Source organism: Sorangiineae bacterium MSr11954, assembly GCA_037157815.1.
GTDB classification, from domain to species: Bacteria; Myxococcota_A; Polyangia; order Polyangiales; family Polyangiaceae; genus Pendulispora; species Pendulispora albinea.
The window spans coordinates 5080631-5096422 of sequence record CP089984.1 but is presented as its reverse complement, the minus strand read 5'-3'; the positions used below and the strand labels follow the sequence as shown (position 1 = coordinate 5096422).

Below are 15792 nucleotides of genomic sequence, written 5' to 3'. Positions count from 1 at the left end.
GGCTGATTGGTTCGTCCCCGGCCTCCTCGACTTCGTCCCCGAGGAGGCCCGGCTCGTACGCGAAAGGAAGCCGGACCGGACCCGGCGACCCAGGTTGCCGGTATGAATGCTTCGCGTGCGCTGCTCGTTGGCTCGATCGCCACCGCAGCCCTTGCCGCGCTTGGGGCGCTTGGGGCGCTTGGAGCGCTGGGATGCTCCCATCCAGCTCAAGCTCAGGCCAATCCATCGGAGACCGGCACCACCAACAATAACAAGGTCGTTGTCAATCGGACGCGGGCCCGCGTTTCCCAGGTTCCGCGCACCCTCACGTATCAAGCCACGGTGCTCGCGGCGCGCGACACCGTGGTGTCCGCGGCGGCGGGCGGCCGCCTGGACGCGCTGCTGGCCGAGCGTGGAGACGTGGTTCGCGCGGGCACGCCGCTGGCGCGCCTTCGCGATGCCGAGGCCCGCGCCGCCACCGAAGGCGCCATGGCGGCCGCCGTGAGCGCCGAGGCCCGGCTCGCCGGCGCGCGCGATCCGGCGAAGTCGCCCGAGGTGCTGGCGGCGGAGGAGGCGCTTCGGGTGGCGGCGGACGCGCGGCGGCGCAATGAGTCGCTCGCCACGCAAGGATCGGTCAGCGAGCAAGACTTGATTCGCTCGCGCAGCGGTGAGGAGCAAGCGCGCGCCCAGCGGGATGCGGCGCTGGCGCAGGCACGGGTGGCCAGCGCCTCCGTCGCGCAATCGCGCGCCGCGCTTCGCCAGAGCCGCGCGGCGCTCGCGGATTATACCTTGCGCGCGCCGTTCGACGGTGTGGTCCTGGAGCGGCTCGTCGAGATTGGGGAGATGGTTTCGCCCGGCGCCCCGGTGCTGCGCGTGGTCGACTCCAGCGCCTTGCGCGTCGTGTTCGAGGTGGGCCAGCACGAAGCGGGCCGCATCGCGCTCGGTCAGCAGGTCGAGCTCGAGGGGGCCCGCGCGCAGATCACGCGCCTCTCACCGGGGCTCACGGGCGAAGCGCGCACGCGCGCCGTCGAAGCCCGCATCGATCCTGCGCCGCCGTCGCTCTTGCCGGGGGCGCGCGTCGCGGTCCGCGTGTTCTTGGACGAGCGCGAGGACGTGGTGATCGTCCCGAAGACCGCCGTGCGAAGCGACGGTTCCGTGGCGCGCGTCTGGGTGGTCCGCGATGGTCACATCGCCGAGTGGCTGCCCGAGGTGGTGCGCCGCGCCGGCGACGACGTGCATCTGCGGCCGCAAGGTGGCATCGCCGATGGCGCAGAGGTGGTGATCGATCCGCCCCGCGAGCTGCGCGACGGAATGCAGGTGGCGCCTTGATCCGTGGCGTACGTTTCGTTGCGGCCTTCGCCGTTGCCCTCGCAGCCGCCAGCATCGCCCCCACGAACCCCGCAAACGCGGCCGAAGGCGTCACCGTGCAGCTCACCGAGCGACGCGTCGCCGAGCTGGCGCTGGCAAACCACCCTGATGTGCGCGCCGCCCATGCCACCGCCCGAGCCGCCGATGCCGAGGCGCAAGCCACCGGCCGCTCGCGCATCCCGGAGCTGGTCCTCTCGGCGCGCTACACGCGGCTCTCGTCCTTGCCCGAGCGGTACCGCAGCCTGGATCTCGGCGAAGGCAACGTGTACGTGCTCCCGCAGATCCTCGACGGCTACGGCGCGCGCGCCGCGCTGGTGGCGCCGCTCACCGATCCCTGGCTGCGCATGGCGTCCGCCGCCCGCGCCGCCGGAAAAGCCGCGCTCGCGCGCGAGTTCGACGCCAAGGCCGCCGAGGTCCGCGTGGCGCTCGACGCGCGCACCGCGTACTTGGCCTGGCGGCGCGCGACCCTCGGCCGCGAGCTGGCCGCCGACGCGCTGCGGGTGGCGCACGCCGAGGTCGAGGAGCACCAGCGCCGCGTGACCGCCGGCACCGCGTCGAAGACCTCGGGGCTCGGGCTCGAGCTGGCGGAGAAAGAAGCCGGCCTGCGGCTGCGCGCCGCCGAGGCGGACGTGGAGGTCGCCGCCGCGGAGCTCGGCGTGTTCCTCGACGTGCCGTCCGCGGACGCCAAGTTCGAGAGCGCCGAGGTGCTCGAGGGCGAGCTTTTGGCCATCGGCGATGGTTCCCCCGTCCCTGCCCTGGCCGCGGCGATCGCCGAGGCCGAGGCGGCCGACGAGCGCGTGGACGCCGAGGCGCTCGCGTTCTTGCCGCGCATCGCGATCACCGGGGTCGCCGATGTGAGCGTACCCAACCCGCGCGTCTTCGCCGTCACCACCAAGACGCCGGTCACCAGCTGGGAGATCACCGCCCAGATCGAGTGGTCCACCGCCGCGCTGTCCACGGGCACCGCCGCGCTCGCGCGCGCTCGCGCGGACCGCGAGGCGGCCAGGGCCAGGGTCGAAGCCGTCCGGCGCGATCTCGTGGCCTCGCGCCGCTCGGCGGAGGCCTCGCTGCGTTCGGCGCGCGACCGCATCGTGCTGGCCCGCGAGCGGCTCGCATCGGCGCGCACCTTGGCCAATGCGCGCAGGGCCGAGCTCCAGGCCGGCGTCACCTCGCCGCTCGACGTCGTCATCGCCGAGAGCGAGCTCATTCGCGCGGGGCTCGCGCACGCCGACGCCCTCGTCGACGCCCGGCTCGCGCGCGCCAAGCTCGACGCGGCGCTCGGCCGCGCACGGCCGCCCGCGGGTCCCGCGCTCGCGGCCGCGGACATTTCAGCCGGAGGCCCGCCGCGCGCGGCCGCCGGCATCGCCCGTCGAGGTTCGCCATGAGCCGCAGCGATTCCGCAAACCACGGCGGCAAAGGCTTCGCCGCCGTCTTCGTACGCCGGCCCGTGTTCACGTGGGTGCTCGGGCTGCTCACCGTGGTGCTCGGCCTGGCGGCGCTTCAGGGGTTGGGGCTCGAGCGGTACCCCAATGTCGACGTCCCTTGGATCAATGTCACCACCTTGGCGGCGGGCCTCTCGGCCGGGCAGGTCGAGTCGGAGGTCACGGCCAAGATCGAGACGGCCATCGGCACCGTGTCCGGGCTCGAGCGCATCGACTCGACCAGCCAGGAGGGCCAGAGCCTCGTCTACGCGCAGTTCGTGCTCGAAAAGAAATCGGACGTCGCCGCACAAGAGGTGCGCGATCGCATCGCGCGGATCGCCGCCGAGCTGCCCCCCACGGTGCGCCCCCCGCAGGTCGAGACGTTCAACCCGAACTCGGCGCCCGTCCTCTTGCTCTCCATGCGAAGCCCGCGCGGCACCGTCGACCCGGTCCGCATGACGGACCTGGCGGAGACCCTGGTGCGCCGCGAGCTCCAGGCCGTAAAAGGCATCGGCGACGTGCGCATCTTCGGCGCCCGAAAGCGCGCCCTGCGCGTCGATCTGGACCCCGCGCGCCTCGCCTCGTTCGGCCTCGCGCCCGCGGACATTTCCAGCGCCCTCGCGCGCGACAACCTGGTGGTCGCCGGCGGCGATCTCCCGGCCGGCGATCGATCCCTGCCCGTGCGCCTCGACGCCAAGGCGACCTCGCGCGACGAGCTCGCGGCCATCGTGGTGGCCAAGCGCGGCCGCGCCTCGGTGCACCTGGCGGACGTGGCCGCCGTCACCGACGGGGTCGAGACGCCCGTGTCGACGTCGCTCGTCTCGGGCGAGCCTGCGCTGGTGCTGGGGCTCATCAAGCAGTCGGGCGAGAACACCGTGCGCGTCGTCGACGACGTGCGCGAGCGCCTGCAGGATCTCGGTGCGCGCCTGCCGGACGACGTCGAGCTCACGGTGGTCCGCGACGAGGCCGTCTTCGTTCGCGCGTCCCTCCACGCCGTTCAGGAGCACCTCATCCTCGGCGCGATCTTCGCGGCAGCCGTCGTCTTCCTCTTTCTCCGCAACGGGCGCGCGACCCTCATCGCGGGCCTGGCCATCCCCACGTCGGTCATCGGCACCTTTGCGATCGTGAAGGCGCTGGGCCTGACCCTCAACATGCTGACCTTGCTCGGCCTCACCTTGGCCGTGGGCATCGTCATCGACGACGCCATCGTGGTCCTCGAGAACGTGGTGCGCATCATCCGCTCGACGGGCCTTCCGCCGCAAAAAGCCGCGGTGGTGGCCACCCGCGAGATCACCTTGGCCGTCCTCGCCACCACCTTGTCCTTGGTGGCGGTCTTTCTCCCCATCGCGTTCATGGGCGGCCTGGTCGGGCGCTTCCTCGCGTCCTTCGGCATCACCATGTCGGTCTCGATCCTCCTGTCGATGGCCGTCGCCTTCACCTTGACCCCCATGCTCTGCGGGCGCTGGCTCCGCCCGGACGCCCATCCGCCGGCCGAGTCCTCGGCCTCGCTGCCCCCAGCCGATCCACGCGACGAGCGCGCCATCTACCGCGCCTGGGCGCGCGGCGAGCGCAAAGCGCCGGACGCGGATCATGCACCGGGGTTCATCGACCGCATCTACATGCGCATGCTCGCGTGGGCCATGCTTCATCGCGGCGTGGTGCTCGTGGGGCTCGCGATCACCCTGGTCAGCACCGTTCCGCTGGGCATGCTCGTACCCAAGACGTTTCTGCCCGCCGAGGACGAAGGGCGCTTCGAGATTTACCTGCGCTTCGAAGAAGGAACCTCGATCGACGCCACGGAGCTCGGCGCCGAGCGCCTGGCCCGCGCGGTGCGGGCCCTGCCCGGCATCGAGCGCACGGTGGTCACGGTCGGGAGCCCGCGCGGCGATGCCTCCGGCCGCGGCCCGAACGAGGCCATGGTGTACGTGTCGATGAACGAGCCGGGCACCCAGGCCGCGACCATGCAGCGCGTGCGCAACGAGATCGTGCCGGGCAGCAACTACAACGGCGCGTATGCGTTCGTCGGTCAGGTGAGCGACATCGGCGGCAGCGGCACCGAATCGGCCGCCGTGCAGTACGTGATGCGCGGCCCCGATCTGGCCGTGCTCGCGGACAACGCGGACAAGCTCCTGGCCGAGGCGCGGAAGATCCCGCGCACCACCGATCATGGCACCTCATCGACGCAGTCCGGACCCCAGCTCGCCGTTCGCGTCGATCGCGTGAAGGCGCGTGAGCTCGGGATCGCGCACATCGATGTAGGCGATGCGCTCTCCCTCGTGGGGCGAAGCGGGCTCGTCGTAGGCTCGGTGCGCGGCGCGAGCGTGGATCGAAGCATCGACGTGATCCTCCGGATCGACAGCGGCTTGGCCGCGCCCGAGGAGCAGCTTCGTGCCGTCGACCTTCGCACCGCCAGCGGCGGGCTCGTCCCCCTGCAAGGCATCGCGCGCTTCGAGCGAATCGCCGCGCCCGGGCAGATCCGGCACGTCGATCGGCAGCGGCAAGTCACAGTCTTCCTGAACGCGCTTCCAGGCGTCGGCGAGGATGAAGTGGTCGCTGCGCTCGATGTTGCATACGCTCGCATCGGCGCACCGCCCGGCTACCGCGCCGAGGTCTTGGGCAACGCGCGCGAGATGGAAAAGGCTGCGGCGTCGTTCGCGCTGGCGACCACGCTCTCCGTGGTGTTCATGTATCTTGTGCTCGCCGCGCAGTTCGAGAGCTGGCTCGTTCCCGTCACCATCCTCATGTCGCTCCCTCTCACGGTGCCGTTTGCCCTCTTGTCCCTCGGTCTCTCCGGGCAGACGCTGAACCTCTTCTCGGCGCTCGGCATGCTCGTGCTCTTCGGCATCGTGAAGAAGAACTCGATCCTCCAGATCGACCACACCCTCGCGCTCGAGCGATCGGGCTACACGCGCCCCGATGCGGTGATGGTGGCCAACCTGCACCGCCTTCGCCCGATCCTGATGACCACCCTCGCCTTCGTCGCCGGCCTGGTCCCCTTGGTGGTGGCCACCGGCGCGGGCGCAGGCACGAACCGTGCGATTGGCGTGGGCGTGCTGGGTGGCCAGACCTTGTCCTTGCTGCTCACCCTTCTGGCCACGCCCGTGGTGTTCACTGTGCTCGAAGACGTGCGCGCTTGGACGGCGCGCCTCGTCGGGCGGCTGCGCGGGTTCCTCTCACGTGGCCGCGGCTCACGGGGATCGCCGGGCTCGCGCGGAGCCGCTCACGCGGTCGGACCCTCGTGACCCGCTCGCCGCTTTCCTTTCGGCAGGGGGTGGTGGGGGTCGCCATCGGCATCCTGGGCGTGGCGTCCCCCCTCGTGCCCCGCGGTGTATTTGGCACCCTGCCGCCGGGGTACATCGTCTGCACCCTCCTCGTCTTCGTCGTCACGTTGGGGCTGGGGGTGGTCTCGGTTTTGTTCGTGTTCGCGCGTGCGCAGCGGGCCGGCTGGTCCTTGGGGCGCGCGGCCATGGCGGGCTTGATCTCGGCGTTCCCCATCATGATGGGGAGCTTCCTCGGCACCTTCGCGCTCCACCGCGCCTTCCCGTCCCTTCCCCTGGTGTACCCGGATCCCAACGAGCCCGACACCTTGGCCTTCCGGCTCATCACCAGCGCCAGCGACTCCTTCCCGATGCTCGCGGCGTGGGCGGGGCTCGTCCTCTTCCCCGCCGCGCTCCGCGCACACGATCAGCGCCAGCGCGAGCTCGAACAATTGCGGCTCGAGGCCGAGCTTTTGCGTCTGCGGAGCCACCTCGAGCCCCACTTCGTGCTCAACACCTTGAACGCCATCGCCGGCTTCGTCACCGACGATCCGGTTCAAGCGCGGGAGCTGCTCGCCGCCCTGGGCGATCTCTTCCGCGAGGCCACGGAGTTCCGCGACACCCACCGCGTGGCCGACGAGGTGTCGTGGTTGCGGCGCTACGTGGCCATTCACGAGCTGCGCCACCCGGATTTGCTCCATGTGACCTGGAGCATCGATCCGGCCGCCGAGGGCATGGCCATGCCGGCCCTCCTCTTGCAGCCGCTGGTCGAGAACGCCGTCAAACACGGCGCCCTTCGCGGAGCCCAAGGACGCCTCCATGTGCGCGTCGCCGTCGAGGGCGCGACCCTCGTCTCCGAGGTGCGCGACGATGGACCGGGGCCCGGCCCCCGACGCACCGGCGGGCAAGGTCTCCACATCGTGGAGCGACGGCTGGCCTTTTACAGCAGCGGCAAGGGCCACTTCGAGCTGGCACGCGAAGGCGCGGAGACCGTCGCCCGCGTGCGCCTGGCGGCCGAACCCATGCGCGAGCCCAGCGATCCGCGCTCCGCCCGCGATTTCACGGAGCGCCGCGAAGCCCACTCCTTGCAACAAGCCGTGCAACAACCCGGCCCCCCGGCAACACCCGCTACACGCGCCACACCCGAGCGAGCTACCCCATGAGCGGAATGACCCGACAGCTTGGTGCCCTCGTACTCGAAGACGAATGGCCCGCGCGCAACTACCTGGTCGAGCTCCTCGAGCAATCGGGGCGCGCGCGGGTGGTCGCGGCCGTGCCCTCGACCGTGCTGGCGACGGCGGCGCTCATCGGCTCCCCCGAGCCCCTCGACATCGCCTTCGTGGATGTGCACCTCGCGGGCGAGCGCGAGGCCGAGGCGGCGGGTCTCACCTGGATCGAGGCTTTTGCGCGGGTGCCCGGCGCGCCCCGGGTCATCCTGACGACGGCGTCGCGCGAGCATGCGCTGCGGGCCTTCGAGCTGGGGGTATCGGATTACCTCCTCAAGCCGTTCACCGCCTCGCGGGTCGCCGAGAGCCTCGAGCGGGTCGCGTCCACCGTGTCGACCTTGAGCGGCGACCGCATCGCATCGCTGCCGCCCGCATCTCCGGAAGCGTCCGAGCCCCGGCGCATCGTGGCCCGGCGTGGGAGGAGCCTCGTCTTCGTCGATGTGCGCGACGCATGGGCGTTCGAGGCCGAAGGGCGTCTCTGCTTCGTTCATGCGCCCGTAGGTCGCCTGGATGTCGATCTGTCGCTCGCCGCCATCGAGGCCGTGCTTCGCGGCAGCTATTTGCGCGTGCACCGCAATTGGCTCGTGATGACCCCGCACGTTCGGAGCATCGAACGGGAAGCCGGCGAGACCACGCTCATCGTCGGGAACGAACACCGAAGCGTGCAAGTCCCCGTCGCCCGCGAGCGCGCGGCCAGCGTTCGCGACGCGCTCCTGGCGACGGCCGTCGTCGGGCTGCGCCGCGATCATTGACCGCGCCGCACGACCTATCTCGTTCGCTCCCTTCGCCTGTTTCGCGTGTTTCGCCGGTTTCCCTCGTTTTTGCTGATTTTCTCTCGTCTACGAGCCTACTGGGATATGCGCCTTCTCGCTGCACCTTGGCCCTGGAGCGACCCATGTCAGGTGAAACCCAGGTAAAAAGATAACGTCACAACGACGACGAACTCCGCCAGCAAGTGGACAACGGCCGTAATCGATTTTAGGAAATGGGAAATCTTGGTTGACGCTCTGCAGTTGCGTCATATGTTGTGAGCGGGGGTGGTCTTGTTCTTTTTGCCGCGCGCCACGCGAATATCGGTGTCGAATGCCCGAAATTGATTCTCGTTTCATCTCGCCGGAAATTGCGCACACGAACTGTTTTTATTGTTTCCGTCGCGACGATGAACGAGTCAAACGCCATCCTTTGGCGCACCAGTCTCGCTGGCCTCGCTGGCCTCGCCGGCCTCGCGGGCCCGGTGGGTCTGCTCGGTGGTCGAGGAGTATTGCCTTATGGAAGTTCCCGTAGATGTTATTGGCACCTCACAGTCCGATATCGAGCGTAGTGCGAGTGCCAGCGCCAGTGTCCTTGCTCTTGCCGATTTTCAATCTTGCCTTCTGCTCTTCATGCGGAACCTCGTACCCGCATCCGGAGCCTTCTTTTGTTTCGGCCGCCAGGATCGCGAGCCGCACGCGCCAGCCGTAGCCCTCGGGCCATCGCTCCGCGTGGTGGACGGCGCCATTCGAGCCGTCGCCAATGGCTCCGCGGTCGCGTGCGAGCTCCAGGTCGAGCTCGCGCAGGCCTTCGGTCTCGACCCGGCCACCGTGGTCACGGGCACACGGCGCGCGTACTTGACGAACGAGCTGCGCCCGGGCGCTCCGTTGTCGGCGCTCCCCTATTTTCGGCACCACGCGGTGGCCGATGGTTTCGTGCAGGCCATCCTGGTCCCGTTGTACGAAGCCCCGCACGAGGGCGGCCGCCTTTTTGCCGTTTGTGGCCTCGAACGTCGGGAGCACGAGCCCGCGTTCACCCCGGCGGACGTCGCGCGCATGGAGCAGGCCGCCCCCTTCGTGCTGGCCTCCGCCCGGGCGCACCGGCGCTCCGACGAGCTGCTTCGCGAAAGGACGGCGCTGCGCTCGTTGGCGATGGTCGACGGCGCCCATGGAACCTTGCTGGTCGTCGACCGGAGCAAGCGCCAGGTCGTGTGGGCGACCCGCACGGACGACGGCGAAAGAGCCGAGAAGAACGCGAACAACGACCGGCTCGAGGGCCCGGCGCAGGTCGATTCGGTCGCCGAAGTCATCATTGGTCTGGCTGAATCGCACCGCCATGGTGAAACCGTGGTATCCAGCGCACGGCTTGGCACGCAAACGGTGATGGGGATCGCCGACATCGAGGAGAAATCCATTTTTGCGTCCGGCCGCTGCGTGGTTGCGTACTTGCAAAAATCGCTGCAAAATTCGCTGCAGAACGCGCGCCGCGATCTGCAAACGACGGACAAATCCGCGGCGCGCACGGAGACTTTGTCCGCGCGGGAGCACGAGGTCGGACGCCTGCTCGTCGCCGGTTATAGCCGGGTCAATATCGCGGCCATCGTAGGGCTGAGCGAGAACACCGTGCGAACGTACATGCGCCGTCTGTATAGCAAGCTGGGCGTATCGAACCGCGTCGATTTGGTACGCGAGTTCTCCGGTATGGCTCGCGGCACCCCACCGCCGTAACCGACCGCCGACGAACCCGTTTCAAGATCCTTTCGCGACCGATTCCTGAAACGATTTCACCCTCGGGCGCCTAGCTCGAGGCTGGAACACGAGGCGATCGCGCCATTTTACGCGCCTCGCGCCGAGAATGGCATTTCGTTCACGGGTGTCTACATCGATGTTGTGCCGCCGCGACACCGATGTTGGTCGGACTCCGACGAATGCCATTTCGAATCGATGACCATGAATGGTCACCTTCGTGTTGCATTCCGAACTTCATATCGACACATGCGTTCGCGATGAAATGCGATGAGCATACGAGATTTTCCGGCGGCCGGGCGGCTCGTCCTGCGCGTGTTTTGTCGATATTTTGGGCATTTTCACCAACTTCTCGGCCTTCGGCCATTGGGCCGGCGCGTTCACCGCATGCCCGTCTCATCGCGATGGCAATCGCGATCGCGGTCCGTTTGCTTTGCTGATTGTTATTTGAAGTGGCATGTCGATTGGCATTTCGAATGAACACAGCCGGAGTCACCCCCTGGGGTGACATGACACTCCGCGTAGCCAACCTTAAATACGAGTCGGGGAAATTATCGCGTTCGCGGTTCGATCCCCGTCTATCTGGATGTTTTCGTGCAGCGCCGCCTCCTCGCGCTCGTTCTCGTTCTCGTTTGGGCACGGGCGGGCGGTGTCCCTCGGTCTTTGCGGCACCTCGAGACCTTCAATGTCCTTGGCTCCCTTGGAAAGGGCGCATTCTGCATGCGTTTGAGCGATATTTTACCGTATTTCAAGCATTCGCTGCTGCTGCGGTTCGCATTCTGGTTCGGATGGGGCCTGTTGACCAAGGTCATCGACCTTCATTTCGACGACAAACTTTTCCGGCGCGACATCGTCGTGCTCCTTGCGGTGCTCTGCGGCGTGACCGTCGGTCTCGGAATGGCGAGCGATGGCGAGACCACGGTTCTCTACGGGGCCATCATCGCGAGCTGCTTTCTCTCGCGGAAGATCGACAACATGGCGTTTCATCTCTCGACCGCGCTGGTCGGGATCACCTTCTTGGCCGTGCACGCGACCATCGGCGTCGACTTGAAGCCGACCCTCCTTGCGGGCGGAGCGTTCGCGCTGCTCACCTTCGGTTACGTGGTCGATGAGAAGCTGAACGACCGCATGGACCGGCATCGCGAAATGCAGCGCTCCCCTTCCCGGCTGGTGCGCTGGACGTACATGTTCCTCAAGCACCGCTGCGTGTCGGTCGTCTGCGAGCTGGTGGTGCTGCTCCTCGGCGCCATCTCGTTCTTCGGTCTCATCCAGGCCGCCCTCTTCAACGCCGGGTACTACGCCATGTACCTCATCGGCAAGGTGATCATGGAGCGACGCCACGACATCGCTCCCCTCTCGGGCGCCACGCGGTGAACGAGCCAGCCATGTATGCCCTCGCCGAAGCCCGTGCCAACATCGCCCTCGTCAAATACTGGGGAAAGTCCGATCTCGCGCGGAACCTTCCCGCCGTCCCCAGCCTCTCGCTCACCGTCGACGCGCTCACCACGCGCACGAGTGTCCACTTCGATCCCGCACGAAATGCCGATGCGGTCTGGATCGATCGCAAACCCGCCGACCCCCGCGCGCAAGAACGCGTCTCGCGCCATCTCGATCGCGTTTTGCCCGGGCGCATGTTCGCCGAGGTCCGCAGCTCGAACGATTTTCCCACCGCGGCGGGGCTCGCGTCCTCCGCCTCGGCCTTTGCGGCGCTCACCCTCGCGGCGTCGGCGGCCGCAGGGGCCGCCCACGATGGGACCAAGCTCTCCATCCTGGCGCGGCAAGCGTCCGGCTCGGCGGCGCGCTCCATCTTCGGCGGGCTGGTCCTGCTCGGGGTGGGGACGCCGGGCCAGACCGATTCGTCCTTTGCCACGCCCATCGCATCCGAGCGCGATTGGCCGGATCTCCGGCTGGTCATCGGCATCGGCATCGAGGGCCCGAAGGAGATTGGCTCCACCGACGGAATGACCCGCAGCGAGGCCTCGCCGTACTATGCCTCGTGGACGGCGTCGGCGCCCGCGGAGATCCCGCGCGCGGTGGAGGCCATCGAGCGGCGCGATCTTGCCGCGCTGGGCGCGGTGGCCGAGCGAAGCGCGCTGCGCATGCACGCGTGCGCCATGGCCTCCGATCCCGGCGTGGTGTACCTGCGCGGGCCGACGGTGGAGGGGCTGCACGTGATTCAAAAGCTGCGCACGCGCGGCTTTCACGCGTGGTTCACCTGCGACGCCGGACCGCACCCCAAGGCGCTCACGACGCCGGCCGACGCCGAGTACGTCGCGCGCGCGCTCGCCGAGGTGCCGGGGATCCGACGAACCATCATCGCCGCCCCTGGCGCCGGTGCGCTGCTCCTCGACGGACAGCGCATGGCCTCCGCGGGCTTTACCAACGAGACGAGGAGTCTATGACGAAGGTTATTGGAATCGATGCTTATGCGGTTTACGTGCCGCGCCTCTACGTCGATATGGCCAACGAGTGGCCCGTGGTTCGCGCCCCGCAAATGGGCGAGGAGTCGCCCGAGAAGCTGCGCGGCAAGGTCATCTCGGGCGTGGGGGTGAAGAAGATGGCCGTGCCCGACGGCCACGAGGACTCGGCCACCATGGCCGCCATGGCCGCCAAGCGCCTCATCGACGAGAACGGGATCGACCCCTCCGACATCGGCATTTTGGCCATCGGCACCGAGACCACCGTCGATCAGTCGAAGTCGATGGCCGCGTACGTGCTGGGCATGCTGGAGGACCACTACGGAAAGAGCCTTCCGCACGTCGGCACCCCGCAGGTGCAGTTTGCATGCATCGGCGCCACCTACGCGCTGGAGGCGGCCGTCAACCAGTTCCGCGCCGGCGAGAACACGCGCCGGTATGCGATCATCATCGCCACCGACATATCGAAGTATCCGCTCCGCAGCGCGGGCGAGTACACGCAGGGCGCAGGCGCGGTGGCGCTGCTCGTGTGCGAAAACCCGCGGCTGCTCGAGCTGGAGCCGGGGGTCACGGGCACGGTCACCCGCAACGAGCGCGACTTCTTCCGGCCCAATTGGAGCTCCACGGCCGTGGTCGACGGAAAATACTCGATTGACGTGTACCTCGATTGCATCGAGGGCGCCCTCTCCGAGTACACGTCGCGGCGCGCGGCCAAGCGGATCGCGCATGACGGACACAATGGTCACAATGGCCGCAATGGTCATGACGGCCGCAATGGTTCTAACGGCGCGGAGACGACCCGCTCCAGCATTTACGGCGAGCTGGATCACCTCCTCTTCCACGTCCCCTTCCCGCGCATGGCCGAATACGCCGCGGCGCGCGTCTTCTCGACCCTTTGGGAGTCCGAGCCGTCGTTGGCCGGTGAGCTGCACAAGGTGCGCGCGTCCTTGGAGAACCCCGACGATCGCCGCGAGCTCCAGCGGGCGCTCATGAAGTCGGAGGCGTTCCGAGCGGAGTTCTCCCGGCGGACCGAGCCCTCGCTCGAGCTGTCGCGCGAGATTGGCAACGTCTATTCGGCGTCGCTGTACCTGGCATTTGCGAGCTTGATCGAGCAGGCGGTCAAGCGCGGTCAGGAGCTCGAGGGGCAGCGCGTGCTCTTTTGCTCGTACGGCAGCGGCGCGAGCGCCAAGGTCTTCAGCGGCAAGGTCGCGCCCCGGTGGCGCGAGGTGGCGTCGCGCGCGCGCTTCGCCGAGGAGCTACGGCCGGTGGCCGACGGCGGCCGAAGGGTGGAAATCGACGTGAACGAGTACGAGCGCCTGCATGGCCACGCCGAGGTGGAGCGCGGGCACGCGAACGGCGTCGCCATCATCGGCCCGCCGCGCAGCGTCCTTCCGCCGCGCGGGGAGTTCGTGCTCGCCCGGCTCGGCGACGCGGTGACCCCCAAGATAACCGATCACGGATACCGCTATTACGCGTTCACGGGCTGATCGCGGCTTCCTTCTTTTGCGCATGCGCGAGGCGAACATGGCAGATACGCGAGATACCCAAAATACCCAAGATTGCCAGGAGAGCATCATCGGCGCACGCAAAGCGGATCACATCGCGCTTTGTGCGAGCGGCAAGGTCGAATTCCGTCAGAAAGGCACCTTGCTGGACGAGGTTCACCTCGTCCACGACGCGCTGCCCGAGCGGCACGTCGATTCGATCGATCTGGGCACGACCCTCCTCGGCCATCGCCTGGCGGCGCCGGTCGTGGTGAGCGGCATGACCGGCGGCACCCCCGAAGCACGTGAGATCAACCGCGATCTCGCGCGGGCGGCGGAAGCGCTCGGCCTCGCGTTCGGCCTTGGCTCGCAGCGCGCCATGGTCCTGCGGCCCGACACCGCGGCCACCTACGCCGTGCGCGACGTGGCGCCCACGGCGCTGGTGCTCGGCAACATCGGCCTCGTGCAAGCGCGCGATATGTCGAGCAGCGCCATCCGCGAGCTGGTCGACGCCGTGGGCGCCGATGCGCTGTGCGTGCACTTGAACCCGGCCATGGAGCTGATTCAACCCGGCGGCGACCGCGATTTTCGAGGCGGTCTCAAGGTGATCGAGCGGCTGGTGGCCGATCTTCCGGTGCCGGTCGTCATCAAGGAGACGGGGTGCGGCATTTCGCGCTCGGTGGCGCGGGCGGTCCGCGCGGCGGGGGTCACCGCCATCGACGTCAGCGGCGCGGGCGGCACCTCGTGGGTCGGTGTGGAGACGGAGCGCGCGCGCGGGCCCGAGCGGCTCCTGGGCGACGAGCTCTGGGACTGGGGCATTCCCACGGGGGCGTCCGTGGGCCTATCGGCCGACCTGGGGCTCGAGATCATCGCCACCGGCGGCCTTCGCTCCGGCTCCGACGTGGCGCGCGCCCTCGCCCTGGGCGCCACGGCCGGCGGACTGGCGGCGCCGGTGCTGCGCGCGCGCCAAGAAGGCGGCTACGAGGGGGCGCTCGCGTTTCTCCGGCACATCGTGGCGGGGGTTCGTGCGCTCACCTTCCTCGCGGGGTGCGGGTCGTCGGCGCAGCTCCGGAGCGCGCCGCGCGTGCTCGGGCCGACCTTGCGCGCATGGCTCGAGGAGGCGGGCCGTCGATGAGCTCCTTCCGCGGCTTCGGCAAGGTGATTCTTCTGGGCGAGCACGCCGTCGTGTACGGGTACCCGGCGCTGGCGGCGGCCCTCGAGCGCGGCGTCGAGGTCTCGGCGACGCGCGGCGATGGCATGCTGCTCCTCTCCGGGCTGGGCGCACCGGAGGTGCGCAAGCGGCTTCCGGCGCTGCTGCCGCCCGAATTTCGGGCCGGCGAGGACGCGCTGATCTCGGCCTACCAAGCGATCCTCGGGTCGCTCGGGATCGATCCGCGGGTGCTGCGCCACGACTTCGCGGTCCGCTCCGAGCTTCCGCTGGGATCGGGGCTGGGGAGCTCCGCCGCCCTCGCCGTGGCGCTCGCGCGCGCCATTTCGGGGGCGCTCGGGTTGGGCGCCTCGGAGCCGGCGATCGCGGCGGCGGCCCACGCGGCCGAGAGCGTCTTTCACGGCAACCCGTCGGGCATCGATCAAGCCATCGCGCAGCACGGCGGCTTTGGCGTGTACCGAAGGGCCACCGGGCTGGTGCCGCTGCTCGCCGACTCCATCCCCCTTTGCGTGGGGCTCACGGGGCGCTGCCACGAGACACGCACCTTGGTGCAGCGGGTGGCGGAGCTGCACAGGGACGAGCCGGTGATGACGTCGCGCGTGCTCGAGGGCATCGGCGTTCTGGTGCAAGAAGGTGCGTCGGCCGTGCTTCGTGGCGATCTCGTGGCCCTCGGCCACGCGATGAGCCGAAACCAGGAGGAGCTCGCGGTCCTGGGGGTCTCGTGCCGCGAGATCGACACCATGTGCACCTTGGCGCGCGGCGCGGGCGCGCTGGGCGCCAAGCTCACGGGCGGCGGGGGTGGCGGCAGCGTGATCGCCCTCGCCCCCGACGATCCGGAGAAGGTGCGGGCTGCGTGGCGGAGCGCGGGCTTCGAGTCGTTCGTCACCACGGTGGGGAGCGGCGCCGAGCCCCTGGCCGCCGCCGGGGCGGCGTGATGGAGCCGCGCATGCCCCATCGGCCCGCGACGACGGTTTCAA

At 69.0% G+C, this 15792-nt stretch carries 11 protein-coding genes; all 11 read left to right on the top strand.

Translation table 11 applies throughout. The features are described from left to right. Positions 1-102 precede the first annotated feature (102 nt). Positions 103-1308 (top strand): efflux RND transporter periplasmic adaptor subunit, encoded by a 1206-nt coding sequence (locus tag LZC94_19990; GenBank protein WXB19497.1) that lies wholly within the window; start codon positions 103-105, stop codon positions 1306-1308. Next, a complete protein-coding gene (locus LZC94_19985; protein ID WXB19496.1) occupies positions 1305-2732 on the top strand; it encodes a TolC family protein in 1428 nt (475 codons plus the stop codon). The genes LZC94_19990 and LZC94_19985 overlap by 4 nt, the downstream gene beginning before the upstream one ends. After that, on the top strand, positions 2729-6010 hold the full coding sequence (locus tag LZC94_19980; GenBank protein ID WXB19495.1) for an efflux RND transporter permease subunit: 3282 nt from the start codon (positions 2729-2731) through the stop codon (positions 6008-6010). The genes LZC94_19985 and LZC94_19980 overlap by 4 nt, the downstream gene beginning before the upstream one ends. Further along, a complete protein-coding gene (locus LZC94_19975) occupies positions 6007-7188 on the top strand; it encodes a histidine kinase (protein ID WXB19494.1) in 1182 nt (393 codons plus the stop codon). The genes LZC94_19980 and LZC94_19975 overlap by 4 nt, the downstream gene beginning before the upstream one ends. 5 nt (positions 7189-7193) lie before the next feature. Next, positions 7194-8003 (top strand): LytTR family DNA-binding domain-containing protein, encoded by an 810-nt coding sequence (locus tag LZC94_19970; protein WXB19493.1) that lies wholly within the window; start codon positions 7194-7196, stop codon positions 8001-8003. A gap of 630 nt (positions 8004-8633) precedes the next feature. Beyond that, positions 8634-9728, top strand: a complete 1095-nt coding sequence (locus tag LZC94_19965; protein WXB19492.1) for a LuxR C-terminal-related transcriptional regulator — start codon at positions 8634-8636, stop codon at positions 9726-9728. A 612-nt stretch (positions 9729-10340) separates the two neighbouring features. Further along, positions 10341-11120, top strand: a complete 780-nt coding sequence (locus tag LZC94_19960; GenBank protein ID WXB19491.1) for a hypothetical protein — start codon at positions 10341-10343, stop codon at positions 11118-11120. Positions 11121-11131: 11 nt separating this feature from the next. Continuing rightward, positions 11132-12148 carry a diphosphomevalonate decarboxylase gene (gene mvaD, locus LZC94_19955; GenBank protein ID WXB19490.1) on the top strand — a complete coding sequence of 339 codons (1017 nt, stop codon included), beginning with the start codon at positions 11132-11134 and terminating at the stop codon, positions 12146-12148. Then, positions 12145-13650: a hypothetical protein gene (locus LZC94_19950; GenBank protein WXB19489.1), complete on the top strand. Its 1506-nt coding sequence runs from the start codon at positions 12145-12147 to the stop codon at positions 13648-13650. The genes mvaD and LZC94_19950 overlap by 4 nt, the downstream gene beginning before the upstream one ends. A gap of 37 nt (positions 13651-13687) precedes the next feature. Next, a complete protein-coding gene (gene fni, locus LZC94_19945) occupies positions 13688-14782 on the top strand; it encodes a type 2 isopentenyl-diphosphate Delta-isomerase (GenBank protein WXB19488.1) in 1095 nt (364 codons plus the stop codon). Further along, a complete protein-coding gene (gene mvk, locus LZC94_19940) occupies positions 14779-15750 on the top strand; it encodes a mevalonate kinase (GenBank protein WXB19487.1) in 972 nt (323 codons plus the stop codon). The genes fni and mvk overlap by 4 nt, the downstream gene beginning before the upstream one ends. The last annotated feature ends 42 nt before the right edge of the window (positions 15751-15792 follow it).